The sequence below is a fragment of the Pseudomonas sp. S44 genome, assembly GCF_016624805.1.
GTDB classification, from domain to species: domain Bacteria; phylum Pseudomonadota; class Gammaproteobacteria; order Pseudomonadales; family Pseudomonadaceae; genus Aquipseudomonas; species Aquipseudomonas machongensis.
This window is the reverse complement of record NZ_JACVTY010000038.1, coordinates 22,400-47,834: the sequence shown is the minus strand read 5'-3', so window position 1 is coordinate 47,834 and position 25,435 is coordinate 22,400. Positions and strand designations below refer to the sequence as shown.

Genomic DNA, 25,435 nt, shown 5'->3' with positions numbered 1-25,435 from the left:
TTGACATGGTGGGGGTCGTTGGTTCGAGTCCAATTGTGCCTACCAAATCGAAGAAAAGGGGCGATCCGCAAGGGTCGCCCTTTTTTGCGTCCGGGCATAGCTCCAGCCTGCAAAGTTTTTGATTTTTTTGAGAAAAAACGCTTTACAGGTGTGCATTCGATCACTAATATGCGCACCACACGACAGGCACATAGCTCAGTTGGTTAGAGCACCACCTTGACATGGTGGGGGTCGTTGGTTCGAGTCCAATTGTGCCTACCAAATCGATGAGAGGGGCGATCCGCAAGGGTCGCCCCTTTTGTTTTGGCCTCAGGCAATGCCGGCTTGGCTGCGACACGCCCTGCGACAGCCTGGCCGTCGGCGCTCTGTATCCTCCATGCTAGAATCCGGTCCTTCAAATCAGGAGATAGGTGCGTGCGCAAACTGGCGGTGGTAATGGCGGTGCTGGCCCTGGCTGGCTGTGAGAACGAGGTCGAGGGCGTGCACAACCAGGTGGCCGAACACCTGCACAATCCCAAGACGGCCAAGTTCGCCAACGTGCGGATCGACACTCAGGGTTCGATCTGCGGTCAGGTCCGCGGCAAGGACGACGTCGGCCAGTATGAAGCCTATCGCAGCTATGTGGCGATCAAGCACGATGGCCAGTACGAGATCCTGGTCGACGATAGCGGCAACAATCTGCGCATCCGTGAGATCTGCGGCGGTGCCGAGCTGCAGCGCCGTGCCGATGCCCTGGCTGGCGAACCGGCGCCGGAAGGCTGGGATGTCGAAGTCGTGCAGGGGCCCAATATGGGCGCACTCACCGACATGACCGCGCGCCTGATCGAAAAAGGCATCCCTTCCTGGGTCGAATACCGCGACGGCAAGCCTGTCGTGCTGATGGGGCCTTTCCCCACCAAGGACGAGGCCGATGCGCGCAAGGCCGACGTCATGGCACGCCTGGGCACGGATTCGATCGTCATTCAGCACGGCGTCAAGCGCTGATACTCCCGCGCCCGGGCAGGGGCGTTGCATAGCCTCGGTCATAGCCTCCTGTATTGCGGCCTCTACTGCCAAGGAGGCCGATCACGCCCGCCTTACCATTCGATAGGCCACGATACAGCGACAACGAACCGGCACTGATCTTGTACAAGCGCCATGGCTTTGAAGTCGAAGGACATTTACTGGACTATGCTTTGCGTGACGGCATCCTTGTCGATGCTGTTGCAATGGCGCGTGTGCGACGACGTGCGGGATGAAAGGAGGGGTCATGTCTAGCCTGGAACGAGCAATCGTGGTGGCGACCAGAGCCCACGAAGGGCAGATCGACAAAGGCGGCGCCGCATACATCCTGCATCCGCTGCGGGTGATGGAGCGGGTCTCGACGCCCGAGCAGCGAATCGTCGCGGTGCTTCACGATGTGCTGGAGGATACGCCGCTGACCCTGTCCGACCTGGCCCGCGAGGGCTTCACTCTGAAAATCCTGGCGGCGCTGCTGGCGTTGAGTCGGCGTGAGGGTGAGCGCTACGAGGATTTCGTCGTGCGGCTGGGCAGTGATCCGCTGGCGCGCGAAGTGAAGCTGGCCGACCTCGCCGACAACAGTGACCTCTCGCGAATCGTATGTCCGGGGCCCGCCGATATCGCCCGGCTGAGCCGTTATCGAGAGGCCAGCGCCTATCTGCAGGCGCTGGCGTGATAGCGCACGCCCTTGGCGGGGGCGTCTGGTCACGATACGGGGCCGACTCTACAGGGAGTCAGCTGCTTCAGCCTCCGGGTCATTGAGCGTGGTCATGCACGCATCCATCAGTACATGCAGCGCGCTGATGCGCTCCAGCCCCAGCGCGTCCTGCAATGAGTCTTGGGCCGCCTGCCACGCCTGACTGCCTTCCTCGCGTTTTTCTATCCCGGCCTCGGTGATCTGCACCGCACGGCTGCGCGCGTCGCCGCCTGCCGAAATGGTCAGCCAGCCCTGGGCTACCAGTGGTTGCATGTTGCGCGTCAGGGTCGAAGGTTCCATCTGCATGGCCTTGGCCAACTCACCTGGACGCAACGGGCCGAGCCGCAGCACATGGGAAAGCAGGGCGTACTGGGTGTTCTTCAGGCCTATGGCAGCCAAGTGCTGGTCGTAGTGGCGGGTGACCATGCGCGTCAATTGGCGCAGTTTGAGGTTTGTGCAGCCGGAGGGCTTGATTGATGTGTTCATGTGAAATATTGTACCTGCAACATTTGTATATGCAAATGTTCTGTTGGCCGGGGGCGATCCACCCTGGCGCCTGTTGGAACGGTATTCATCGGCTCAGGAGCATCCATGCGCTACACACCCTTTGGCAAGACCGGATTACAACTGTCCCAGCTGGCATTGGGTACAGGCAACTTTGGCACCGCCTGGGGTCATGGCGCCGACCCCGATGCATGCAAGGCGATGTTTGACACCTATCTTGAGGCTGGCGGCAATCTCATCGATACGGCGGACATCTATCAGTTCGGTGAGTCTGAAACGCATCTGGGGCGCTTGCTGGCAGGGCGCCGCGATGAGGTGGTGCTGTCGACCAAGTTCACCCAGGGCGCCTCGCCCACTGCGGGCGTGCTGGCCACCGGCAATAGCCGCAAAGCCATGGTCACGTCTTTGGAGGCCAGTCTCAAGCGTTTGAACACGGACCGTGTCGATCTGTACTGGGCTCACTTCCCCGATCATGTGACCCCGACCGAAGAGCTGCTGCGTGGTCTGGAAGACCTCTCGCGATCAGGCAAGGTGCTGTATGTCGGCCTGTCCAATTTCCCTGCCTGGCGTGTGGCCCATGCGGCCACCTATGCCCAGCTTGCTCGCGCCGTGCCTATTGCTGCTGCACAGTTCGAACACAGCCTGGTGCGCCGCGAATGCGAGCTGGACCTGCTGCCGACCTGTCGAGCATTGGGGTTGGGCATGATGACTTTCTCGCCCTTGGGCGGCGGCATGCTGACCGGCAAGTACCGCCAGGGCGAGGCCGGGCGAGCACAGGGCCTGGGCGGCAAGGTGTTCCAGGCAGAGAATTCGCCGCAGCGCAGCGCGATCCTCGATGCGCTGCTAGGTGTGGCGCAGGAGCATGGCGTACCGGCAGATCAGGTGGCGATCGCCTGGGCCGCCAGTCACGACACATTGCCGCTGATAGGGCCGCGCTCGCTGGCGCAGTTGCAATCGAACCTGGCGGCGCTTGAGGTGAAGCTCAGCAGCGAGCATTTGCAGCGCCTGGATGACGTCAGCCAGCTCGTGTCGCTGCAGGTCGAGCGGACTGCTCGCATTCCGGTGGCATGACTGATCTTGCTTCTGGGGCGCCGTAAAAGCGCTCCCGGTTCATGAGGCTCAGCGGCAGTTGCCGGCCTTGCGGTAACCGGCCGCTCGGGCTTGCGACTCGGACTCGAAGCTGACCTGGTTCTTGGCCGACACCTGATTGTAGCCAGGGCAGCCGCTGGGCAGATGGTAGACGTGGCTGTTCTGGTTGCCGATGATCGTGCCCGTCATGCTGGCCTTGGCCAGGGTGGGTTGAGGTGTGGCCTTGGCGGGTTTGGCGGCAACGCCACTGACCACACCGTCGCCGACGGGCTTGTAGCCGACTGTCCAGCGCCGCTCGCCGCTCACGAACGGGTTGGCGTGCCCCATGATGCCGGCGATGCGACGGTCGCGCTCGCGCTCCCAGGGGGTGACCGGATACTGCTTGTCCCAGGCCATCAGTAGTTGTTGCTGCTGGCGAGACATGTTCAGGCCATAGCGATCGAACATATAGAAGGTGGTGCGGGCGACCAGGCCCTTGACTTCATCGCGCGGCTCGGCAGCGCGCTGGTTGAAATCGACGCGGGTCTTGCACTGGCCGTACTGCTGCCCCACACCCGACGCCATGCCATAGTTGAAGTTGCTGCGATCGCCATTCACCTCGCCCACAGCCGGGTACAGGTTGAACAGGTCGGCTTCCATGGCACGGAATACCGGGTCGTCGTCGGCGCAGTGCTCGCGGCCACCGTTCTTCCAGCATTGACGCTGATGACCCAGGGTCCAAGCCGGCACGATGTGTTCCCACTCGGTGCGGTCGGCGCGGGTCTGTTGCTTTCGGGCTTGCAGGCCGCAGGAGGCGGGGTCGATGCGCCCGCCGGACTTGCCCACCCAGGTCCATTTGCAGCCGCAGTAGAGCTCACCCATGGCGCTGCTGGCCTGGTCGAGATAGATCTTCTGTTTGGCCACGACCTTGGCTTCGGCAAAGGTGGCGGGAGGGTTGGCGAGCGCTGGAGTGGCGACGGACAGGAGCAGGGCAACGGCAGACAGCAGTTTTTTCATGGGCGAGCGCAAATCATCTTTCGGTGGAAGAGGCGGGGCGGGGAGGAAGGATCAGTCTTCTTTGGGGACGGTCCAGAAGATCTGGATGCCGCCATCGTCACGGTGGGCGAGGGTGACGTTGTCGTTCTCGGCGATTTCTTCGAGCAGGGTTTCCCAGTCGTCGGGTGACTCGTGCTCCAGGCGGAAGATCAGTGCTGCGCGGCTGCGCTGGGCGGTGGGGCTGTTGATGATCTTCTGGATGCGTACGCCCAGTTGTTCATAACTGCTGGGCGCTGCGGCGGTGCTGGCCATGGAACTTTCCTTGTTTTGCTGTATGTGCGTACAGTATTTCACTGTCAGTTTTTTCGCAACAGCATGTCAGGCAAAAAGCATCCAAAGGCTAATGCGGTTGTAGCAGGAGCGGCACAGGGCCGCTCCAACTCAAACCTGAATCAATATTCCCAGAAGATCCGCTGCAATTCTTTGCTGTCCTGGGTCTTGGTCATGGCGACCATTGCCAGGATCCGCGCCTTCTGCGGGTTCAGGTCATGGGCCACGACCCAGTCATTCTTGTCGTCCGGCTGTTCGGCGTTACGCAGCACGAAACCGCCCTGGTTGACGTGCGAGGAACGAATGATCTGCACGCCTTCCTTGCGCAGTTCCTGCAGTGCCGGGACTACGCGCGACGACACCGAGCCGTTGCCGGTGCCGGCATGGATGATCGCCTTGGCGCCACCCTGGGCCAAGGCCTTGTAAGCGGTATCGGTCACGTTGCCGTAGCCATAGGCGATGTCCACTTGGGGCAGGCTGCTGATCTGCTTGATGTCGAACTCGGAGTTGCTGGTGTGGCGCTTGGCCGGCAGGCGGAACCAGTACGATTTGCCTTCAACGACCATGCCCATCGGACCCCAGGCGCTCTTGAACGCCTCGGTCTTGATGTTGACCGACTTGCTGACGTCACGACCGGACTGGATCTCGTCGTTCATGGTCACCAGTACGCCCTTGCCACGTGACTGCTTGTCGCCAGCCACGGCCACGGCGTTGTACAGGTTGAGCATGCCGTCGGCAGACATCGCGGTGCCCGGACGCATCGAGCCGACGACCACGATCGGCTTGTCGGTCTTCTCGACCAGATTGAGGAAGTAGGCTGTCTCTTCCAGGGTGTCGGTGCCGTGGGTGATGACGATACCGTCGACATCCTTGCTGTCGGCCAGCTCTGCGACACGTTTGGCCAGCTTGAGCAGGTCGTCGTTGCTGATGCTTTCGGAGGCGATCTGCATCACCTGTTCGCCACGTACATTGGCGATGTCGGCCAGTTCCGGCACGCCGGCAATCAGCTTGTCGATGCCCAACTTGGCAGCTTGGTAGGTCGCGCTGTTGGCAGCGCTGGCGCCGGCCCCGGCAATGGTGCCGCCAGTGGCGAGGATGACCACATTGGCGAGCTTCTGCTGTTGTTCTGCTTCCTTGGCGGAAACGGTCATTGGCAGTGCAAGCAGCAGGGCGAGTGCGCCCGGTGCAAAGGTTTTCAGTGCGGTGTTCATTATTTTTTCTTCTCTCTTCCAAATGAGATGTTTATTCGCACAGGGTTGTAGGCAGGTTCCGTACCAAGGGGGCGGCAGTGGTGAGGCGCAGGGAGAATTGAGTCGGATTTTTCACGGCCAAACCCGCTCCCAGCAGTGTGTGGAGCACTCAACGACGGCGCTGCCATGTTAGGCACGGGTTTTCCCGCGAGGCGGGTTGCAGAGGGTTTTGCTATTCGGAAATCCGAACAATCTCTACAGTAGCTATTCGGTTTTCCGACTATTTGCCGGATAATCTCCGAGCAGTACGACGGGAGCTGGAACCCCGGAAAGTCATTTGACAAAACCTGTTCCTGTTCCCATAGTAAGGCAGCGCAAACGTTTGCGGTCCGATAAAAACCACAAGATTCGGAGTTATCCATGAAGCTGCCGTTCCCAGGTCGTCTGCTGGCTATTGCCATTCTCTCCTCCCTGTCTCTCGCCATCCCGCTGTCCCAGGCCCATGCCGAGGACAAGCCCAAGGTTGCGCTGGTCATGAAGTCGCTGGCTAACGAGTTCTTCCGCACCATGGAGGATGGCGCCAAGGCCTACCAGAAAGAACATCCCAACGATTTTGAACTTGTCGCCAACGGCATCAAGGACGAAACCGACACCGGCAACCAGATCCGTATCGTCGAGCAGATGATCGCCACCGGCGCCAAGGCCCTGGTCATCGCTCCGGCCGACTCCAAGGCTTTGGTGCCCGTGATCAAGAAGGCCATGGACGCGGGCATCACCGTGGTCAACATCGACAACCGCCTCGACCCCGAAGTGCTCAAGAGCAAAGGTATCAGCGTGCCGTTCGTTGGCCCCGACAACCGCAAGGGCGCGCGTCTGGTTGGCGATTACCTGGTGAAAGAGAAGCTCAAGGCCGGCGATCAGGTTGGCATCATCGAAGGTGTGCCGACCACCACCAACGCCCAGCAGCGCACCGCGGGCTTCAAGGATGCGATGGAGGCTGCCCAGATGAAGATCGTTTCGGTGCAGTCTGGCAACTGGGAGATCGACAAGGGCAACGCCGTTGCTGCCTCGATGCTCAACGAATACCCCGATCTCAAGGCGCTGCTGGCGGGTAACGACAGCATGGCCCTGGGCGCGGTCTCGGCTGTGCGTGCTGCCGGCAAGACCGGCCAGGTACAGGTGGTCGGCTACGACAACATCAACGCCATCAAGCCGATGCTCAAGGACGGCCGTGTGCTCGCCACGCTCGACCAGGCAGCCAGCCAGCAGGCCGTGTTCGGTATCCAGGCGGCGCTGAAGATGGTCAAGGGCGAGAAGCCTGATGTCGATGCCGACAATGTCATCCAGACACCGGTAGAACTGATCACCAAGTGATGCTGGCAGTGCGCTGAGTCCGATGCAGCGGTGGTTCGCCGCTCCCGCAGAGTCAGCGCCAGTTCAAGCAGTTGCAGCGCGTTCCATGAGAGAGGTGGCCATGTCGGCCCATGAATCCGTGCTCAGTGTCACCGGCCTGGGCAAGACGTACGCCCAGCCCGTGCTCGGCGATGTCACGCTAGACCTGCGCGGTGGCGAGGTGCTCGCCCTGACTGGCGAGAATGGCGCCGGCAAGAGCACCTTGTCCAAGCTCATCAGTGGCCTGGAAACCCCCACCACCGGGCAGATGACCTACCGCGGCCAGCCTTATAGCCCCGCGAGTCGCAGCGAGGCTGAGCGCCTTGGTGTGCGCATGGTGATGCAGGAGCTCAACCTGCTGCCCACGCTCACCGTTGCCGAGAACCTGTTCCTCGACAACCTGCCCAGCCGCGCCGGCTGGATCAGCCAGAAGCGCCTGCGCCAGTTGGCCACCGCGGCCATGGCCCAGGTCGGGCTGGACGCCATCGATCCGGACACCCCGGTCGGCGAGCTGGGCATTGGCCATCAGCAGATGGTCGAAATCGCCCGCAACCTGATCGGCGACTGCCACGTGCTGATCTTCGACGAGCCCACTGCGATGCTTACTGCGCGCGAAGTGGAGCTGTTGTTCACGCAGATCGAGCGCCTGCGCCAGCGCGGCGTGGCCATCGTCTATATCTCGCACCGGCTCGAAGAGCTGCAGCGTGTCTCGCAGCGCATCGCCGTGCTGCGCGACGGCAAGCTGGTGTGCGCCGAGCCGATTGCTCGCTACAGCAGCAACGAATTGGTCAACCTGATGGTCGGTCGCGAAGTCGGCGAGCATATCGACCTTGGCCGCCGCGAAATCGGTGCGCCGTTGCTCAAGGTCGAACACATGACCCGTGGCGACAAGGTGCGCGATGTGTCGTTCGAGGTCAGGGCAGGGGAGATCTTCGGTATCTCCGGGCTGATCGGTGCCGGGCGTACCGAGCTGTTGCGGCTGATCTACGGTGCCGATCGCGCCGACAGTGGCAGCATCCAGCTCGGACGCCCGCTGCAGCCGGTGGTCATCGACTCGCCCAAAGCCGCTGTGCGCGCCGGTATCGCGCTGATCACCGAGGACCGCAAAGGCGAAGGCCTGCTGCTGCCGCATTCGATCAGCGCCAATGTCGCCCTGGGCAACCTGGGTGCGGTATCGCGGGCCGGGATCCTCGACGCCACTGCCGAGCGTGAGCTTGCCGAGCGGCAGATCAGCGCCATGCGTATCCGTAGCGCGAACCCCGCCCAGGCGGTCGGCGAGCTGTCTGGTGGCAATCAGCAGAAGGTGGTGATCGGTCGCTGGTTGGAGCGCGATTGCCAGGTGCTGATGTTCGATGAACCCACCCGCGGCATCGACGTCGGCGCCAAGTTCGACATCTATGGGTTGCTGGCCGAGCTTGCCCGCCAGGGCAAGGCCCTGGTGGTGGTGTCCAGTGACCTGCGCGAGCTGATGCTGATCTGCGACCGCATCGCCGTGCTTTCTGCTGGCCAACTGATCGAGACCTTCGACCGTGATGGCTGGAGCCAGGACCAGATCCTTGCCGCCGCCTTCGCCGGTTATCAGAAACGTGACGCACTGCTGCACGACGCAGCTCCCAGGATGGATGTATGAAGACCCCCTCCCTCGACTCCGCCGGCAGCACGCCGGCCCGCCGCAGCGGCACCTATTTCGGCCTGGGTACCTACCTGGGGCTGGCCGGCGCCTTGCTGGCGATGATCGTGCTGTTCTCGTTCCTGAGCAGCCACTTCCTCTCGTACGCCACCTTCAGCACCCTGGCCAACCAGATTCCCGACCTCATGGTGTTGGCCGTCGGTATGACCTTCGTGCTGATCATCGGTGGTATCGACCTGTCGGTCGGTTCGGTACTTGCCCTGGCCGCCTCGACCGTCAGCGTCGCCATCCTCGGCTGGGGCTGGAGTGTGCTGCCTGCCGCGCTCCTGGGCATGGCCATCGCCGCCCTGGCCGGTAGCATCACCGGTGCGGTCACCGTGGCCTGGCGCATTCCGTCGTTCATCGTCTCGCTCGGCGTGCTGGAAATGGCCCGCGGCCTGGCCTACCAGTTCACCGATTCACGCACCGCCTATATCGGCGACGCATTCTCCTGGTTCTCCAACCCGATCGCCTTCGGGATCTCCCCGGCATTCATCATCGCCTTGCTGGTGATCGTGCTCGCCCAGCTGGTGCTGACCCGCACCGTATTCGGTCGTTACCTGATCGGCATCGGCACCAATGAAGAGGCCGTGCGCCTGGCAGGCATCGACCCGCGTCCGTACAAGATCGGCGTGTTTGCTCTGATGGGGTTGCTGGCCGGTCTTGCCGCGCTGTTCCAGATTTCCCGCCTTGAGGCTGCTGACCCGAATGCGGGCTCGGGCCTTGAGCTGCAGGTGATTGCCGCCGTGGTGATCGGCGGCACCAGCCTGATGGGCGGGCGAGGCTCGATCATCAGCACGTTCTTCGGTGTGCTGATCATTTCCGTACTGGCTGCGGGCTTGGCGCAGATCGGCGCTTCCGAGCCAACCAAGCGCATCATCACTGGCGCTGTGATCGTCATCGCCGTGGTCCTCGATACCTATCGCAGCCGACGTGCGACCCGGCGGAACTGACCCATGGCAACCATCAAAGACGTCGCGGCACTGGCGGGTATTTCCTACACCACTGTGTCCCATGTATTGAACAAGACCCGTCCGGTCAGCGAGCACGTGCGGCTGAAGGTCGAGGCCGCCATCGCCGAACTGGACTATGTTCCAAGCGCCGTGGCCCGCTCGCTCAAGGCGCGCAGCACCGCGACCATCGGCTTGCTGGTGCCCAGCAGCGTCAACCCGTACTTCGCCGAGCTGGCGCGCGGTATCGAGGACGGCTGCGAGCGCAACGGTTATTGCGTGATCCTGTGCAATTCGGACGATGATCCGAAGAAGCAGCGCAGCTACCTGAGGGTGCTGCTGGAAAAACGCATCGATGGCCTGATCGTCGCCTCGGTGGGCGAAGACCGTGACCTGCTCGAAAGCCTGGCTGCCGTGCGCACGCCAATGGTCATCGTCGACCGAGCCCTCGAAGGTGTCGATGCCGACCTTGTGCGTATCGATCACGAGCTGGGGGCCTATCTGGCTACGCGCCACCTGCTTGAGCTCGGCCATACCGACATTGCCTGCATCGGGGGGCCGGCCGAGACTGGCGTCAGCCAACTGCGTGTGACCGGTTTTCGTCGCGCCATGGCCGAGGCCGGGCTGGACGTGGCCGCCGATCGCGTGCTGCATAGCGACTTTACCAGCCCTGGTGGGCACGCAGCGGCTGCGCAGCTGCTCGAAGACAGGCCGCCGACGGCGATCTTTGCGGGCAACGACATGATCGGCTTCGGTGTGTTGCGTGCTGCGGCCGAGCGCAATATCGACGTCCCTGGCCAGCTCTCGGTAATCGGTTTCGATGACATCGAGCTGAGCCGCTATGTGTATCCGCCGCTGACCACTGTCGGCCAGTCGATCCGCGAGCTGGGCGACAGCGCTGCGCAGTTGCTGCTGTCGCGCATCGCTACACCGCGCCGCGATACGGCGCAGCAACGTATCGTCGCGCCGCGTATCGTGCTGCGCGAATCCACCGGGCCGCGCCCGGACCTGTTCAATGATTACCGCTAAGGAAGACCCATGCATGCCAAGGTCGTAGTGGTCGGCAGCCTCAACATGGACCTGGTGGCCCGTGCCGAGCGTCTGCCGCGTGGCGGCGAAACCCTCGCCGGCGACAGTTTTTTCACCGTGCCCGGCGGCAAGGGTGCCAACCAGGCCGTCGCTGCCGCGCGCCTGGGGGCGAGCGTGGCCATGGTCGGCAATGTCGGCGATGACGCCTATGGCCAGCAGTTGCGCCATGCCCTAGAGAGCGAAAGCATCGATTGCCAGGCGGTGGGCGTCTGCGCGGGCGTGTCCAGTGGCGTGGCGTTGATCGTGGTGGATGCCGCCAGCCAGAACGCCATCGTCATCATCCCGGGCGGCAATGGCCTGTTGACCCCCGAGTCGGTGCAGCGCTTCGATGCGTTGCTGCAGAACGCCGAGGTGATCATTTGCCAGCTCGAGGTGCCACCTGCCACCGTGGCGTGGACTCTGGCTCGCGGTCGCGAGCTGGGCAAGACGGTCATTCTCAACCCGGCCCCGGCGACGGGTCCGCTGCCCAGAGCGTGGTTCGCCCATATCGACTACCTCATCCCCAACGAGAGCGAGGCCGAGGCCTTGACCGGCCTGCCGGTGAACGATATCGACAGTGCTCGGTGTGCCGCCGAGCGCCTGCGCGAATGGGGTGCGGGCAAGGTGATCGTCACCCTGGGCGCTGAAGGTGCATTGTTCGTCAGCGAGCATGGCAGCCGTCATTTCCCGGCGACCAAGGTTAAGCCGCTGGACACCACGGCTGCAGGCGATACCTTCGTCGGCGGCTTCGCGGCTGGGCTTGCCTGTGGGCTGGAGGAGGGCGAGGCGATCGTACGGGGGCAGCGCGCTGCAGCCATCTCGGTCACCCGTGCAGGGGCGCAGCCATCCATTCCTTTCCTCAAGGAGTTGGCGCCATGAAGAAGACCGCGCTGCTCAATATCGCCCTGTCGCGCACCATTGCCGGCTTGGGGCACGGCGACATCCTGGTGATCGGCGACGCCGGCCTGCCGGTGCCACCAGGGGTGGAATTGATCGACCTGGCATTGACGCCGGGCATTCCGGATTTTGCCAGCGTGTTGCGCGTGGTGCTCAGCGAGATGCAGGTGGAGCGGCACGTGTTGGCCGACGAGATTTTCAGCGCCGCACCGTCCGGGCTGGTGGAGGTCGAGGAGCAGCATGCGCTGGGCTTGCTCGGTGAGCGTGAGCGCATGCCTCACGAGGCGTTCAAGGCCTTGAGCCAGCGGGCGCGGGCGGTGATCCGCACCGGGGAGTGCAAGCCCTACAGCAATATCGCGTTGATCGCGGGCGTCACGTTCTAGGTAGAGGGCGCCTTTACCGGCCCGCCCACCCGAAACAGACCAAACAACAAAAGCAAAGGAGTGAAGCAGGATGTTGATCAACAAAGCCAAACGTTTGCTACAAGGAGTCGTGCTCATGTCGACGATGGCCGCCGTCAGTGCATTCGCCGCCCCGCGGGACCTGATCATCGACACTGACCCCGGCGCCGACGATGTCGTGGCCTTGTTTCTGGCCATGGCCTCGCCCGAGGAGTTGAAGATCCGCGCCATCACCACCGTCGCCGGCAATGTGCGCCTCGACAAGACCTCCCGCAACGCACGCCTGGCACGCGAATGGGCCGGCCGTGAAGACATTCCAGTCTACGCCGGGGCAGGGCGCCCCCTGGTGCGCACGCCGATCTACGCCGCCGATGTCCATGGCGAGGAGGGCTTGACGGGTGTCGCGGTGCATGAGCCCAAGCAGCCTCTGGCCAAAGGCAATGCCGTGCAGTACCTGGTCGACACCCTCGATGCCGCCGAGCCCCACAGCATTACCATCGCCATGCTCGGCCCGCAGACCAACCTCGCTCTGGCGCTGATCCAGAAGCCGGAAATCGTCAAGGGCATCAAGGAAGTGGTGATCATGGGTGGCGCCCACTTCAATGGCGGCAACATCACCCCGGTGGCCGAGTTCAACCTCTACGCCGATCCGCATGCTGCCGAAGTGGTGTTGGCCAGTGGCGTCAAGCTGACTTACCTGCCGCTTGACGTGACCCACAAGATCATCACCAGCGACGCTCGTCTCAAGCAGCTCGCCGCTGTCGGCAACGACGCCAGCAAGAAGGTGGTGGACATTCTCAACGCCTACATCAAGTACGACATGGACAAGTACGGCATGAGCGGTGGCCCGGTGCACGACGCCACGGTCATCGCCTACCTGCTCAAGCCAGAGCTGTTCAGTGGCAAGCAGATCCACATGACGGTCGACAGCCGCGAAGGCCCGACCTTCGCCCAGACTGTCGCCGACTGGTACGGCGTGCTCAAGCAGCCGGCCAACGTGATGTGGATCGAGAACGGCGACGCCCAGGGCTTCTTCGACCTGCTCAGCGCTCGCCTGGCTCGATTGAAATAGCGGCGTGCAGCGCGTAGCGCTCGAACACTTGGTCGATGAAGCTGCGCGCCGCTTCACTGCCCCGATCACGGACCAGCAGGTCGATGGCGATCAGCAGTAATTCTTCCGGAGTGCCCGGGCTGTAGGCGCTCTGGCCCTCGGCCCATTTGACCTTGATGTCGGCGTCTATGCTGTGGGTGTTCATGGGGGTACTCGCGACTGTGCCTGGTGCCTGGGGTCGAACACCGGCTCCTGGCGTTCGCGGGGGAGGCGAGACGCACTCCACGTCTGCCAAGTAAATCATGCCTTTGCAGCCGTTGCGCTGCGACTTAAGCATAAGCAGGCCCCCCGCCCTAACCAATCGCCACGGTGCAAAATCCGGTCACGATTGCTTTTGGCCTGATCGGGCGAGATCAGGCAGACTTGAGCGGTTTTGCAACAAACTGTGAGCGGAGCGGTCGCATATGACAGTTCCCGAGATCGATTAGGAGGATTCATGTTTCGTACCCGCGCTTCCCTGGCGACCTTGCTGATGGCTGCCGTTCTGGCTGGTTGCAGCACCGGTGGTTCGTCTGATGGCGGCAGCGCCGCGCCGGCGACCCCTGCTGGTGGTGATGGCCGTTGCGGCGCCGGCGGTGCCGATTTTGCCGTCGGCAAGCAGGGCACGCCCGAGCTGCTCGAGCAGGCCCGCAAGGCAACAGGTGCGCAGACCGCCCGCATCCTCAAGCCCCATGATGTCGTCACCTTGGAATACCGCTCCGATCGTTTGAACCTGAACGTCGATGAGCAGGGCAAGGTCATCCGCGCCAACTGCGGCTGATCGCCCGAGGGAGATGGTTTGTCCGGATAAATCCGAATCCATGAAAAAACCCGCCGGTGAAGGCGGGTTTTTTTACTGCGGTATCCGAATTACTCCGGACGAACCTGAGCAGCCTGCATGCCCTTCTGGCCTTTTTCGGCAACGAAGGAAACAGTCTGGCCTTCTTTCAGGCTCTTGAAGCCGTCGGATTCGATGGCCTTGAAGTGTACGAACAGGTCGTCGCCGCCGCCTGCTGGGGTGATGAAGCCGTAGCCTTTCTCATCATTGAACCATTTGACGGTGCCTTGTTGGCGATTGGACATGAGGTGAATCTCCAGAACATTTAGTTTTTCAGTGGTGCAATGCGGCCGAGGCTACGGAGCACCGGCAACATCATAGTCTAATTCTGCTTATGTAGCGCTGTTTACCTTAGCCGGATACTGATCTGGCGCAAACAATGCGCGATCGGTGCGGCTCGGCGGGTCATCATTTTGGCTTGCAGGCGGCCTGTACCACGCTCTGGGCTTTCGCCATCAACTTGGCGTCGACGCCGTCCGTGCTGTCGAGGTCCTGGATCTCCTTATCGGTGAAATTCTTTTTGATGGCTTGGGCGCCGCAATCGCAGTGCTTCTTCGCCGTTGCCGCGTCCACGCCCTGGCCGGTCGCGACTTGCTGGCACTGGGTCATGTAGGCTGCCTCCTTGCCGGCGGGGAAGTTACCTGCGGTGGCGGCCAGTGGCAGCAGCAGGACGCTCGCGGCACACGCGGCCAGAAGAGACTGAACTCGCATAACCAGACACTCCTTGGGTTAGGTCTCATCAAGAGTAGGATGCTTCAGAGGGTCTGATAGGAATTTTTCCGTACAAGTTCACCGCTCCGGCGTAAATTCCAAATATTTCTGCGTCACGCGCAGGCCGCGTGCTAGCATGGTCGGCTTGCAGCTGTTCACGTCCAGCGCGCAAGTTATCTTTCCAGTCACTCTGGTTCGCCCCTGACAGGCCGAAAGGCTTCTGCCGCTGTGAGGCAGGCTTTCCCCCGGGAAAGGCAGGTCGGATCTTGTACTGGCTCATCCCAACCCACGTGACCTTTGGTAGGGGTCACCACTAGGAGAGGAGGCGCCATGCCCACCATTACTCTTCCCGATGGCAGTCAACGTTCGTTCGACAAGGCCGTAACCGTAGCTGAAGTTGCCGCATCCATTGGTGCAGGCCTCGCCAAGGCCACCTTGGCCGGCAAGGTCGACGGCAAACTGGTCGATGCCTGCGACCTGATCGAACACGACGCCACCCTGCAGATCATCACCCCCAAAGATGAAGAGGGACTGGAGATCATCCGTCACTCGTGCGCCCACCTGATCGGCCACGCGGTGAAGCAGCTGTACCCGACCGCCAAGATGGTGATCGGCCCGGTGATCGACGAAGGCTTCTATTACGACATCGCCTACGAGCGTCCTTTCACCCCCGAGGACCTCGCTGCGATCGAACAGCGTATGCACCAGCTGATCGACAAGGACTACGACGTCGTCAAGAAGATGACCCCGCGCGCCGAAGTCATCGATGTGTTCAGCACCCGTGGCGAAGACTACAAGCTGCGTCTGGTCGAAGACATGCCGGACGAGCAGGCCATGGGCCTGTACTATCACGAAGAATACGTCGACATGTGCCGTGGCCCGCACGTGCCGAATACCCGCTTCCTCAAGGCGTTCAAGCTGACCAAGCTGTCCGGTGCCTACTGGCGCGGCGACGCCAAGAACGAGCAGCTGCAGCGCGTGTACGGCACCGCCTGGGCTGACAAGAAGCAGCTGGCGGCCTATATCCAGCGCATCGAAGAAGCCGAAAAGCGCGACCACCGCAAGATCGGCAAGCAGCTCGACCTCTTCCACCTTCAGGAAGAAGCCCCAGGCATGGTGTTCTGGCACGCCAACGGCTGGACCGTCTACCAGGTGCTCGAGCAGTACATGCGCCAGGTCCAGCGCGAGAACGGCTATCAGGAAATCAAGACCCCGCAGGTCGTCGACCGCATCCTCTGGGAGCGTTCCGGCCACTGGTCCAACTATGCCGAGAACATGTTCACCACTTCGTCGGAAAACCGCGACTACGCGGTAAAACCGATGAACTGCCCGTGCCACGTGCAGGTGTTCAACCAGGGCCTGAAGTCGTACCGCGATCTGCCGCTGCGCCTGGCCGAATTCGGTGCCTGCCACCGCAACGAACCGTCTGGTGCTTTGCACGGCATCATGCGCGTGCGTGGCTTCGTGCAGGACGACGCCCACATCTTCTGCACCGAAGAGCAGGTGAAGAAGGAAGCGGCCGACTTCATCAAGCTGACCCTGGACGTATACAAGGACTTCGGTTTCACCGACGTTGCCATGAAGCTGTCCACTCGTCCGGCCAAGCGTGTCGGTTCCGAAGAGCTGTGGGACCGCGCTGAAGGTGCGCTGGCCGACGCCTTGAACGAATCCGGTCTGGCCTGGGAATACCAGCCGGGCGAGGGCGCGTTCTACGGTCCGAAGATCGAGTTCACCCTGCGCGACTGCCTCGGTCGTAACTGGCAGTGTGGGACGCTGCAGTACGATCCGAATCTACCGGAACGTCTGGATGCCAGCTATATCGCGGAAGATAACGCTCGTAAGCGTCCAGTAATGCTGCACCGCGCCATCCTCGGCTCTTTCGAGCGTTTCATCGGCATGCTGATCGAGCACTACGCCGGTGTGTTCCCTGCGTGGCTGGCGCCGACCCAGGCGGTGATCATGAATATCACCGACAAGCAGGCCGATTTCGCCCTCGAGGTGGAAAAAACGCTGAATGGAAGCGGTTTCCGTGCCAAGTCCGACTTGAGAAATGAGAAGATCGGCTTTAAAATCCGCGAGCATACGTTGCTGAGGGTCCCGTACCTTTTGGTTATAGGGGACCGCGAAGTCGAAACGCAAACCGTCGCTGTGCGTACTCGCGAAGGCGCAGACCTGGGCTCCATGCCCGTCGCGCAGTTCGCTGAGCTTCTGTCGCATGCGGTTTCCCGGCGTGGTCGCCAAGAATCGGAGTAATGACTATTAAGCGTGAAATGAGAAACGATAAACGAACTGCACCTAAGGCACCGATCAACGAGAATATCTCGGCACGCGAGGTTCGGTTAATTGGCGCTGATGGCGAGCAGATTGGCATCGTCTCGATTGATGAAGCGCTTCGTATCGCTGATGAAGCGAAGCTGGATCTGGTGGAAATCTCCGCTGACGCTGTCCCGCCTGTTTGCAAGGTGATGGACTACGGCAAGCACCTCTTCGAGAAGAAGAAGCAGGCCAACGAAGCGAAGAAGAACCAGAAGCAGATCCAGATTAAAGAAATCAAGTTTCGTCCAGGGACGGAAGAAGGGGATTACCAGGTAAAACTACGCAACCTGGTACGTTTCCTTACCGATGGGGACAAGGCCAAGATCTCTCTGAGATTCCGCGGCCGTGAGATGGCCCACCAGGAGCTGGGTATGGAACTGTTGAAGCGGGTCGAAACCGACCTCGTCGAATACGGGACCGTCGAACAGCATCCTAAGATGGAAGGACGCCAGCTTATGATGGTCATCGCTCCCAAAAAGAAGAAGTAATCTCCCGGGCACGGCAGGCCTGATGATTATTGTGTAATTTTATCGAATGCGGAGTTCCAACATGCCAAAAATGAAAACCAAGAGCGGTGCTGCGAAGCGTTTCCTGAAAACAGCTTCCGGCTTCAAGCACAAGCACGCTTTCAAGAGCCACATCCTGACCAAAATGTCGACCAAGCGTAAGCGTCAACTGCGCGGTGCCAGCTTGCTGCACCCGTCTGACGTGGCAAAAGTCGAGCGCATGCTGCGCGTACGTTAATTTCGGTCAAAGATAGAGGAAGTTACTCATGGCTCGTGTAAAGCGTGGCGTCATCGCTCGTAAGCGTCACAAGAAAATTCTGAAACTGGCTAAAGGCTACTACGGTGCACGCTCGCGCGTATTCCGCGTTGCCAAGCAAGCGGTCATCAAGGCAGGCCAATACGCCTACCGCGACCGTCGCCAGAAGAAGCGTCAGTTCCGCGCTCTGTGGATCGCTCGTATCAACGCCGGTGCCCGCACCAACGGCCTGTCCTACAGCCGTCTGATTGCTGGCCTGAAAAAGGCGTCGATCGAAATCGACCGCAAGGTTCTGGCCGACCTGGCAGTGAACGAAAAAGCGGCGTTTGCTGCGATTGTCGAGAAAGCTAAAGCCGTCCTGGCTTAAGTACCCGCGACAATCATCCGCTGGCGCTCTGTGTCGGCGGGTGTAAAACGTCATCGATAGGGGAAGAGCCTTCAAAGCTCTTCCCCTATTTTCGTATCTGGAGTCTGTACATGGAAAACCTGGACGCGCTGGTCTCCCAAGCCCTCGAGGCCGTGGAGCGCGCTGAAGACATCAATACCCTGGAACAGATCCGGGTCCAATTTCTCGGCAAGAAGGGCGAGCTGACCCAGGTGATGAAGACCCTGGGCAACCTGCCAGCCGAAGAGCGCCCCAAGGTCGGTGCGCTGATCAACGACGCCAAGGAACGCGTCACTGACGTGCTCAACGCACGCAAGGCCGCCTTCGAAGAGGCTGAGCTGAACGCTCGCCTGGCTGCCGAATGCATTGATGTCACCCTGCCAGGCCGTGGCCAGGCCACCGGTGGCCTGCACCCGATCACCCGTACCCTCGAGCGCATCGAGCAGTTCTTCACCCACATCGGCTACGGCATCGCCGAAGGCCCTGAGGTCGAAGACGACTACCACAACTTCGAAGCGCTCAACATCCCCGGCCACCACCCGGCCCGGGCGATGCACGACACCTTCTACTTCAATGCCAACATGCTGCTGCGCACCCACACTTCGCCCGTTCAGGTGCGGACCATGGAAAGCACCCAGCCGCCGATCCGCATTGTCTGCCCGGGTCGCGTATACCGCTGCGACTCGGATATCACCCACTCGCCGATGTTCCACCAGATCGAAGGCCTGCTGGTCGACCGCGACATCAACTTCGCCGACCTCAAGGGCACCATCGAAGAGTTCCTGCGGGTGTTCTTCGAGAAAGAGCTGGCGGTGCGTTTCCGTCCGTCGTTCTTCCCTTTCACCGAGCCGTCCGCCGAAGTCGACATGGAGTGCGTGATGTGCTCCGGCAAAGGCTGCCGCGTGTGCAAGCAGACCGGCTGGCTGGAAGTGATGGGATGCGGCATGGTCCACCCGAACGTGCTGCGCATGTCCGGCATCGACCCGGAAGAATTCTCCGGCTTCGCCTTCGGCATGGGTGTCGAGCGCTTGGCCATGCTGCGCTATGGCGTCAACGATTTGCGTCTGTTCTTCGACAACGACCTGCGGTTCCTGGCGCAATTCCGCTAGGCCACACCTCGACGCAATCTTCAGGAGAACAGCATGAAATTCAGTGAACAGTGGCTGCGCGGTTGGGTAAACCCGCAAGTCTCCCGTGACGAACTGGTCGCCCGCCTGTCCATGGCCGGTCTGGAAGTCGACAGCGTCACCCCGGCGGCTGGCCAGTTCAGCGGCATCGTGGTGGGTGAGATCCTCGCCACCGAGCAGCATCCGGACGCAGACAAGCTGCGCGTCTGCCAGGTCAGCAACGGCCAGGAAACCTTCCAGGTGGTGTGCGGCGCTCCCAATGCGCGCCCCGGCATCAAGATCCCGTTCGCCATGATCGGCGCCGAACTGCCTGGCGACTTCAAGATCAAGAAGGCCAAGCTGCGTGGCGTCGAATCCTTCGGCATGCTGTGCTCGGCCGCCGAGCTGCAGATCAGTGAAGAGAACGACGGTCTGCTGGAGCTGGCAGCCGACGCACCGGTGGGTGAGGACATCCGCCAGTACCTCAACCTGGACGACGCCAGCATCGAAATCGGCCTGACCCCCAACCGCGGCGACTGCCTGTCGGTGGCGGGCCTGGCGCGTGACGTCAGCGCCCTGTACGACGTCCCGGTTACCCGCCCGGTGGTCCCGGCCGTCGCACCTGCCCACGATGAAGTGCGCCCGGTGGACGTCAGCGCTCCCGCTGCCTGCCCACGCTACCTGGGACGCGTCATCCGCAACGTCGACCTGAGCAAGCCGACCCCGCTGTGGATGGTCGAGCGCCTGCGTCGCAGCGACGTACGCAGCATCGACGCAGCCGTCGATATCACCAACTATGTGATGCTCGAACTCGGCCAGCCGATGCATGCCTTCGACCTCGCCGAAATCAACGGCGGCATCCGTGTGCGCATGGCCGAGGAGGGTGAGAAGCTCGTCCTGCTCGACGGTCAGGAAGTTGCCCTGCGTAGCGACACCCTGGTCATCGCCGACCACACCCGCGCCCTGGCCATCGCCGGCGTCATGGGTGGCGAGCACAGTGGTGTCAACACCGAGAAGACCCGCGACCTGTTCCTGGAGAGCGCCTTCTTCGAGCCCGTTTCCGTTGCTGGCAAGGCCCGTTCCTACGGCCTGCACACCGATGCCTCGCACCGTTACGAGCGCGGTGTCGACTCGCAACTCGCCCGCGAAGCCATGGAGCGCGCTACCGCCCTGGTGCTCGAGATCGTCGGCGGCGAAGCCGGCCCGATCGTCGAAGCCGTGAGCGAGCAGCACCTACCCAAGGTTGCTCCGGTCACCCTACGCGCCGAACGCGTCAGCCAGATGCTCGGCATGGACATGGCCCCTGCCCAGATCGAACAATTGCTCGACGCCCTGGAGCTTAAAACCAGCGCCAATGGGGCAGGGGTGTGGACTGTCGAGATCCCGAGCCACCGCTTCGACATCAGCCTCGAAGTCGATCTGATCGAAGAGCTGGCGCGCCTTTACGGCTACAACAATCTGCCGGTTCGCTACCCGCAAGCCCGCCTGGCCCCCAAGGCTCGTTCGGAATCGCGCGGCGAACTGCCGATCCTGCGTCGCCTGCTGGTCGCCCGCGGCTACCAGGAAGCCATCACCTACAGCTTCATTGATCCCAAGCTTTTCGAGCTGTTCACCCCTGGCGTCGAGCCGCTGATGCTGGCCAACCCCATCTCCAGCGACATGGCCGCGATGCGCGCCTCGCTGTGGCCGGGCCTGGTCAAGGCGCTGCAGCACAACCTCAACCGCCAGCAAGACCGCGTGCGCCTGTTCGAAAGCGGCCTGCGCTTCGTCGGCCAGTTGGGCGACCTCAAGCAGCAATTGATGATCGCCGGCGTGATCACCGGCAGCCGCCTGCCGGAAGGCTGGGCCAACGGCCGTGACAGTGTCGATTTCTTCGACATGAAGGCCGACGTCGAAGCCCTGCTGGGCTACTCCGGCGCGCTCGCCGACTTCAGCTTCAGCGCAGGCAAGCACCCAGCCCTGCACCCTGGCCAGACCGCCCGCATCGAGCGCGACGGCAAGGAGGTGGGCTACCTGGGCGCCATCCACCCGGAACTGGCCAAGACCCTCGGCCTGGAGCGTCCGGTGTTCGTCTTCGAGCTGGTATTGGGTGATGTGGTCGAAGGTCGTCTGCCGAAATTCAGCGAACTGTCCAAGTTCCCTGAAACCCGTCGTGACCTGGCGTTGATCGCAGGACGTGATGTGGCGTCGAGCGCCGTGCTTGAAGTAATTCGTGACAATGCAGGGGAATGGCTCACAGACCTCAGGCTGTTTGATGTCTACCAGGGTAAAGGTATTGATCCTGATAGAAAAAGCCTCGCGGTCGGCTTGACCTGGCAGCATCCATCGCGCACTCTTAACGACGATGAGGTGAACACCACCCTGCAAAATATCCTCACCTCGCTCGAACAAAGGTTGAACACCACGTTAAGGAAATAACGGCATGGGTGCTCTGACGAAAGCTGAGATGGCCGAAAGGCTGTACGAGGAGCTGGGGCTTAACAAGCGCGAGGCCAAGGAACTGGTCGAGTTGTTTTTCGAGGAGATTCGTCACGCGCTTGAGGAGAACGAGCAGGTCAAGTTGTCCGGATTCGGCAACTTCGACCTTCGCGACAAACGCCAGCGGCCGGGCCGCAACCCCAAGACAGGGGAAGAGATCCCGATTACCGCACGGCGCGTCGTCACCTTTCGTCCAGGGCAGAAACTGAAAGCCCGGGTTGAGGCCTATGCTGGAACCAAGCCATAACGACGAGCTGCCCCCCATTCCGGGCAAACGCTACTTCACCATCGGTGAAGTCAGTGAGCTCTGTGCGGTAAAACCGCACGTGCTGCGTTACTGGGAGCAGGAATTCCCGCAGCTCAACCCGGTCAAGCGCCGCGGAAACCGGCGTTATTATCAGCGCCAAGATGTGCTGATGATCCGCCAGATCCGCGCCTTGCTGTATGACCAGGGCTTCACTATCGGCGGTGCGCGCTTGCGCATGTCCAGTGATGAGGCCAAGGATGACACGACCCAGTACAAGCAGCTGATTCGGCAGATGATTGCCGAGTTGGAGGATGTGCTGGTGGTGTTGAAGAAGTGACCTGATTGGCGATGAATGGATTTTTTTGAAAAAAAGCTTCCATTAATCAAAAGGTTAGGGTACATTTCTTTTCGTTCTCAGCAGTATCGAGAACATGCTTCAAGCCCAGTCGGGGCGTAGCGCAGCCCGGTAGCGCACTTGCATGGGGTGCAAGGGGTCGAGTGTTCGAATCACTCCGTCCCGACCATTATATTGAAACGAAAAAGCCCAGTCAGAGATGACTGGGCTTTTTCGTTATAGCGTCGAAGACGCTGGGCATCTATGCAAAAATTTATACCCGAAGAGAGGAGGTATGAAGGCCTATAGGGGTTCTATCTCTCTCAAATATTTTTCAGTAGATCGTTTCGTATTGCCCCGTCCATCCTGTAGTGAATTTCTCGGTGGCACGTAGGGCATACAGCACCAACGTAGCATGGATGGTCTAGCCCGCTGTCTGAGAGTCTATTTACATGATGCGGCTCCAAGTAGGGCGTGCCATCTTTTTTCACGAAGGGTGCTCGTTCTCCACAGCTCTCGCATTTACCTCTTGCGCGCATCATTACATAGTGCGCGACCTTATGGCTGCGCTGGAAGAGCGTGCGCGGTGCAGATTTTTTCGGGTCCTCAATTGCGGGCTTGCATGCTGCTAGTGCGGCTAGTCGTGCCGTTGATAGTGAGTCTGCAAAATTAACAATACTCTCTTCATTATTCTCGCTTCGGGCAGGACCGACTGGCATCAACCGAAAAACTAGTGCTTTACGATCTTTGCCAGTGACGTCAGGTAAAGTTTTTTCAATTATGTCAGCACAGGAAAATTTACCCTCATATCTGTAGCCTTTACTTTTTCCGAGGGACTCAAAGAGATGCAAAGTACGGCCATCCAGTGCGTGCTCAGCAATAGCTTGATTGCCGCCTTTGAGTACCATATCGTCACGTTGTCCCTGGCCGGTATAAAAATATACGCCGCCATTCCAGCCATCGTCGTAGCCGAACTGCTTACCACTTTCGCCAGAGAATATAAAAATCGTAGCGTGGGAGGCTGATACTGATATTCCGTTTTGCAGGCTGCCGCCGAATGGTCCGTTAATCTCGGTGGGGCGGTCGTAAACAGCACCTATCTTGAACTGCAACGCAGGTGTGCGTCCCTCTGGCAACGATTCGATAATTGGCAAGCGTAGCTTCTGTAGAACCCTGTTAAGTGGATGACCGCCTCGAAGGTCGTTCACGGCAACGCCAGTCGCAAGAGAGATGATTTTCTTTACTGGATACAGTGTGCCGTTCACGTTGATGGCATAACGGTGAGTTGGGCCGTTTTGCCAGTTCATCCACTCGAGTGAGTTTTCCTTGAAGGAAGCGGCTTTTTCTTTGTGTGGCAAATATCAGGGTGAGCCAGGACGGCTGAACTGAATTTTCGGAAGCGTCCGACATACTCACGGGCACTGACTCCGTACGTTGCGAGCTTCACGCATCAGCGCGTTTGCGCAATCGGAACAGGATGTCCCATGAGCTCCCCAGATCTCAGTCAGCTAGGCGCCAAGCCTTCGAGCTACTTTTTACGGCAGCGCATTGAGAGTCTTGTCGATCTTCAGAAATTATACGCCGCAATTGATCGTGATCCGGTGATTGTGGGCGCTGCTGTAGTATATATCGACATTGACTACAATAGACTAACTCTACGTGAGTTCCTTCCACTCTGTAGGACGTCTCCTTTAAAGGTCGTGCTTCAAGAACAGAGTGCTCTCATCACCGCCGAAGCCTACGTCGAACAAACTTACGAGAGCGGGCGGCCATCGGAAGTGTTGACCGAAGCTCTGAACATGGGGGTAGCGTGTTCAACTGTAATCATCAGTGGGTTTGTTTTCATCTTGGGTGGTTCTCTGACCCCCTTCTCTGGCGGAACGTCAATGTTTCTCGCGTCCATTGGAGCCGCTGGGGTCATGGCTAGCACAGGTCAGTGTGGTTTCGGTGTGGCTCGGACCTATTGGGAGGTAACGGAACCGTCGAAGAATGACACCCTTGATGATCAACTTTGGTTTACGCTGCTCGGGCAGTTGCTGGATGTTGTGTCGTTGCTATCCGTTGTGGGCTCGTCATTTAACACGATCAAGACCATTTTGGTCAGAAAAGCCGCTACGGGGGCGTCATGGTATCGGTTGCTTAGCCCGCTTAGCAGGCAGCAGCGACGCTCATTGACTATAGAGATTCTTAAGCTTCGGCATCCATCGTTATCAGCCAAGCAGCTAAAGCTTAAACAAAGGAACGGGCAAGTTCGAAAGCGGTATACACCTCGTGAGCTCAATCAAGCCACTAAAGCCATGTTGCTTGAAACGTTGGGCGGTGTTTTGGGCATAGCAGGGAGCGGGTCGGTTCGGGCGCTCGCGGTCAGTGTAATCCAGGTGGGAGAGGACTAATGTTTCCACAATGGCGATTGACTTATCCACGACGGTACTTGCCCTGCTTTTTGTGTGCGGCTGTCTTTGCGGAGATGGCATATGCGACGGCAGTAGTCCAGCTCGAGGTGCTGATATCTCGTGTGGCTACATTAAATATCGGGGCTGTCGTGGCTGCGATTATGGTGGCTTCAGGACTTTTGGGAGGCCTCATTGTGGGCCTCTCTTATGGACGCATTTCTGCGCTTCGTTATTTGGTCGGTGGCCTAATAATTTGTTTGGCTATCGCTGGTATAACCTTGATGACCAGTCAGCATAGGCTTCCGGATCTGATTGCCTCCTTTCCTGTTCTTATGTCCCTTTACCTAGTTAATACTTATCGGTTTCAAGGGTTTTGTCGGAAAATGGTGGTTTTTCGAATTCATCGTGCACACGAGACTCGTGTGCATTCGATATCGGCGAAGCGAGAGTTACGGCGTAGACGAAATAGCGAGCGACGGTAACTTGAAAGGTGGTGGTGTTTCGTTAGATTCGACTATTCAGGCAAACTCTTTCAGCCTTGTGCAGGTAGAGAAAGAATGATCTTCCTTCGATGGCGAACTACCTATGCACGACGTTATTTACCCTGCTTCGTG

At 60.3% G+C, this 25,435-nt stretch carries 28 protein-coding genes and 2 tRNA genes; 22 read left to right on the top strand and 8 right to left on the bottom strand.

Going from position 1 to position 25,435, the window contains the following annotated elements; translation table 11 throughout:
- Positions 1–184 precede the first annotated feature (184 nt).
- The 3 genes from IAE40_RS22605 to IAE40_RS22595 all read left to right on the top strand — a co-directional run bounded on the left by IAE40_RS22605 (position 185) and on the right by IAE40_RS22595 (position 1,675).
- Positions 185–261: transfer RNA gene (locus IAE40_RS22605), tRNA-Val, on the top strand.
- Between the two features lie 153 nt (positions 262–414).
- A complete protein-coding gene (locus IAE40_RS22600) occupies positions 415–984 on the top strand; it encodes an SPOR domain-containing protein (RefSeq protein WP_200603903.1) in 570 nt (189 codons plus the stop codon).
- Between the two features lie 265 nt (positions 985–1,249).
- The gene (locus IAE40_RS22595; protein ID WP_063545318.1) at positions 1,250–1,675 is read left to right on the top strand and encodes a hypothetical protein; all 426 of its coding nucleotides are present in this window, start codon (positions 1,250–1,252) and stop codon (positions 1,673–1,675) included.
- A 48-nt stretch (positions 1,676–1,723) separates the two neighbouring features.
- Here IAE40_RS22595 and IAE40_RS22590 read toward each other — a convergent pair whose 3' ends face one another.
- Positions 1,724–2,182, bottom strand: a complete 459-nt coding sequence (locus IAE40_RS22590) for a MarR family winged helix-turn-helix transcriptional regulator (RefSeq protein WP_054892065.1) — start codon at positions 2,180–2,182, stop codon at positions 1,724–1,726.
- Positions 2,183–2,287: 105 nt separating this feature from the next.
- On the opposite strand from IAE40_RS22590, the gene IAE40_RS22585 reads away from it, so the two are divergent.
- On the top strand, positions 2,288–3,271 hold the full coding sequence (locus IAE40_RS22585) for an aldo/keto reductase (RefSeq protein WP_200603902.1): 984 nt from the start codon (positions 2,288–2,290) through the stop codon (positions 3,269–3,271).
- Positions 3,272–3,319: 48 nt separating this feature from the next.
- On the opposite strand, the gene IAE40_RS22580 is transcribed toward IAE40_RS22585, so the two are convergent.
- From IAE40_RS22580 to IAE40_RS22570, 3 genes are all read right to left on the bottom strand, one after another.
- Positions 3,320–4,285, bottom strand: a complete 966-nt coding sequence (locus IAE40_RS22580; RefSeq protein WP_200603901.1) for an endonuclease — start codon at positions 4,283–4,285, stop codon at positions 3,320–3,322.
- Positions 4,286–4,336: 51 nt separating this feature from the next.
- Positions 4,337–4,576 (bottom strand): DUF1654 domain-containing protein, encoded by a 240-nt coding sequence (locus IAE40_RS22575; protein ID WP_054892062.1) that lies wholly within the window; start codon positions 4,574–4,576, stop codon positions 4,337–4,339.
- A gap of 140 nt (positions 4,577–4,716) precedes the next feature.
- Complete coding sequence (locus IAE40_RS22570) at positions 4,717–5,805, bottom strand: asparaginase (protein ID WP_054892061.1); 1,089 nt, start codon at positions 5,803–5,805, stop codon at positions 4,717–4,719.
- A gap of 399 nt (positions 5,806–6,204) precedes the next feature.
- Between IAE40_RS22570 and IAE40_RS22565 the strand changes: the two genes are divergently transcribed.
- The 7 genes from IAE40_RS22565 (at position 6,205) to IAE40_RS22535 (ending at position 13,233) form a co-directional block, all read left to right on the top strand.
- Positions 6,205–7,158, top strand: coding sequence for a sugar ABC transporter substrate-binding protein (locus tag IAE40_RS22565; RefSeq protein ID WP_054892060.1), 954 nt, complete (start codon positions 6,205–6,207; stop codon positions 7,156–7,158).
- 94 nt (positions 7,159–7,252) lie between these two features.
- Positions 7,253–8,806 carry a sugar ABC transporter ATP-binding protein gene (locus tag IAE40_RS22560; protein WP_200603905.1) on the top strand — a complete coding sequence of 518 codons (1,554 nt, stop codon included), beginning with the start codon at positions 7,253–7,255 and terminating at the stop codon, positions 8,804–8,806.
- The gene (locus IAE40_RS22555; RefSeq protein ID WP_063545314.1) at positions 8,803–9,798 is read left to right on the top strand and encodes an ABC transporter permease; all 996 of its coding nucleotides are present in this window, start codon (positions 8,803–8,805) and stop codon (positions 9,796–9,798) included. The genes IAE40_RS22560 and IAE40_RS22555 overlap by 4 nt, the downstream gene beginning before the upstream one ends.
- Positions 9,799–9,801: 3 nt before the next feature.
- Entirely contained in the window at positions 9,802–10,824 is a 1,023-nt protein-coding gene (locus IAE40_RS22550) for a LacI family DNA-binding transcriptional regulator (protein WP_063545313.1), read from the top strand.
- A 9-nt stretch (positions 10,825–10,833) separates the two neighbouring features.
- Complete coding sequence (gene rbsK, locus IAE40_RS22545; RefSeq protein ID WP_197891282.1) at positions 10,834–11,742, top strand: ribokinase; 909 nt, start codon at positions 10,834–10,836, stop codon at positions 11,740–11,742.
- Positions 11,739–12,143 (top strand): D-ribose pyranase, encoded by a 405-nt coding sequence (gene rbsD, locus IAE40_RS22540; protein WP_200603900.1) that lies wholly within the window; start codon positions 11,739–11,741, stop codon positions 12,141–12,143. The genes rbsK and rbsD overlap by 4 nt, the downstream gene beginning before the upstream one ends.
- 115 nt (positions 12,144–12,258) lie before the next feature.
- Positions 12,259–13,233, top strand: coding sequence for a nucleoside hydrolase (locus tag IAE40_RS22535; RefSeq protein WP_234465219.1), 975 nt, complete (start codon positions 12,259–12,261; stop codon positions 13,231–13,233).
- Here IAE40_RS22535 and IAE40_RS22530 read toward each other — a convergent pair.
- Positions 13,205–13,417 (bottom strand): hypothetical protein, encoded by a 213-nt coding sequence (locus tag IAE40_RS22530; RefSeq protein ID WP_200603898.1) that lies wholly within the window; start codon positions 13,415–13,417, stop codon positions 13,205–13,207. The two genes, IAE40_RS22535 and IAE40_RS22530, sit on opposite strands and share 29 nt — an antisense overlap.
- Positions 13,418–13,708: 291 nt before the next feature.
- Here IAE40_RS22530 and IAE40_RS22525 point away from each other — a divergent pair, with 291 nt between their 5' ends.
- Positions 13,709–14,032, top strand: coding sequence for an I78 family peptidase inhibitor (locus IAE40_RS22525; RefSeq protein WP_200603897.1), 324 nt, complete (start codon positions 13,709–13,711; stop codon positions 14,030–14,032).
- Between the two features lie 89 nt (positions 14,033–14,121).
- On the opposite strand, the gene IAE40_RS22520 is transcribed toward IAE40_RS22525, so the two are convergent.
- Both IAE40_RS22520 and IAE40_RS22515 read right to left on the bottom strand, forming a co-directional pair.
- The gene (locus IAE40_RS22520; RefSeq protein WP_012313861.1) at positions 14,122–14,334 is read right to left on the bottom strand and encodes a cold-shock protein; all 213 of its coding nucleotides are present in this window, start codon (positions 14,332–14,334) and stop codon (positions 14,122–14,124) included.
- Between the two features lie 163 nt (positions 14,335–14,497).
- On the bottom strand, positions 14,498–14,800 hold the full coding sequence (locus IAE40_RS22515; RefSeq protein ID WP_054892052.1) for a hypothetical protein: 303 nt from the start codon (positions 14,798–14,800) through the stop codon (positions 14,498–14,500).
- A gap of 330 nt (positions 14,801–15,130) precedes the next feature.
- Here IAE40_RS22515 and thrS point away from each other — a divergent pair, with 330 nt between their 5' ends.
- The 9 genes from thrS (at position 15,131) to IAE40_RS22470 (ending at position 22,618) form a co-directional block, all read left to right on the top strand.
- A complete protein-coding gene (gene thrS / locus IAE40_RS22510) occupies positions 15,131–17,053 on the top strand; it encodes a threonine--tRNA ligase (RefSeq protein WP_054892051.1) in 1,923 nt (640 codons plus the stop codon).
- Positions 17,053–17,604 carry a translation initiation factor IF-3 gene (infC, locus tag IAE40_RS22505; RefSeq protein WP_172964767.1) on the top strand — a complete coding sequence of 184 codons (552 nt, stop codon included), beginning with the start codon at positions 17,053–17,055 and terminating at the stop codon, positions 17,602–17,604. Before thrS ends, infC begins: the two co-directional genes overlap by 1 nt.
- Positions 17,605–17,665: 61 nt before the next feature.
- Positions 17,666–17,860, top strand: a complete 195-nt coding sequence (gene rpmI, locus IAE40_RS22500; protein ID WP_003250667.1) for a 50S ribosomal protein L35 — start codon at positions 17,666–17,668, stop codon at positions 17,858–17,860.
- Positions 17,861–17,888: 28 nt separating this feature from the next.
- Entirely contained in the window at positions 17,889–18,245 is a 357-nt protein-coding gene (rplT, locus tag IAE40_RS22495) for a 50S ribosomal protein L20 (protein WP_003250671.1), read from the top strand.
- A 110-nt stretch (positions 18,246–18,355) separates the two neighbouring features.
- Entirely contained in the window at positions 18,356–19,372 is a 1,017-nt protein-coding gene (pheS, locus tag IAE40_RS22490; protein WP_054892050.1) for a phenylalanine--tRNA ligase subunit alpha, read from the top strand.
- Positions 19,373–19,405: 33 nt separating this feature from the next.
- Positions 19,406–21,787 (top strand): phenylalanine--tRNA ligase subunit beta, encoded by a 2,382-nt coding sequence (gene pheT, locus IAE40_RS22485; protein ID WP_200603896.1) that lies wholly within the window; start codon positions 19,406–19,408, stop codon positions 21,785–21,787.
- Between the two features lie 4 nt (positions 21,788–21,791).
- Positions 21,792–22,094, top strand: coding sequence for an integration host factor subunit alpha (gene ihfA / locus IAE40_RS22480; protein ID WP_003250679.1), 303 nt, complete (start codon positions 21,792–21,794; stop codon positions 22,092–22,094).
- On the top strand, positions 22,075–22,431 hold the full coding sequence (locus tag IAE40_RS22475; RefSeq protein WP_054892048.1) for a MerR family transcriptional regulator: 357 nt from the start codon (positions 22,075–22,077) through the stop codon (positions 22,429–22,431). The genes ihfA and IAE40_RS22475 overlap by 20 nt, the downstream gene beginning before the upstream one ends.
- Positions 22,432–22,541: 110 nt before the next feature.
- Positions 22,542–22,618: transfer RNA gene (locus IAE40_RS22470), tRNA-Pro, on the top strand.
- Positions 22,619–22,751: 133 nt separating this feature from the next.
- Here the strand turns inward: IAE40_RS22470 and IAE40_RS22465 are convergent.
- Positions 22,752–23,786 (bottom strand): HNH endonuclease, encoded by a 1,035-nt coding sequence (locus IAE40_RS22465; RefSeq protein WP_200603895.1) that lies wholly within the window; start codon positions 23,784–23,786, stop codon positions 22,752–22,754.
- Positions 23,787–23,912: 126 nt separating this feature from the next.
- Between IAE40_RS22465 and IAE40_RS22460 the strand changes: the two genes are divergently transcribed.
- Entirely contained in the window at positions 23,913–24,821 is a 909-nt protein-coding gene (locus tag IAE40_RS22460) for an NAD synthetase (protein WP_200603894.1), read from the top strand.
- Positions 24,822–25,435: the final 614 nt, after the last annotated feature.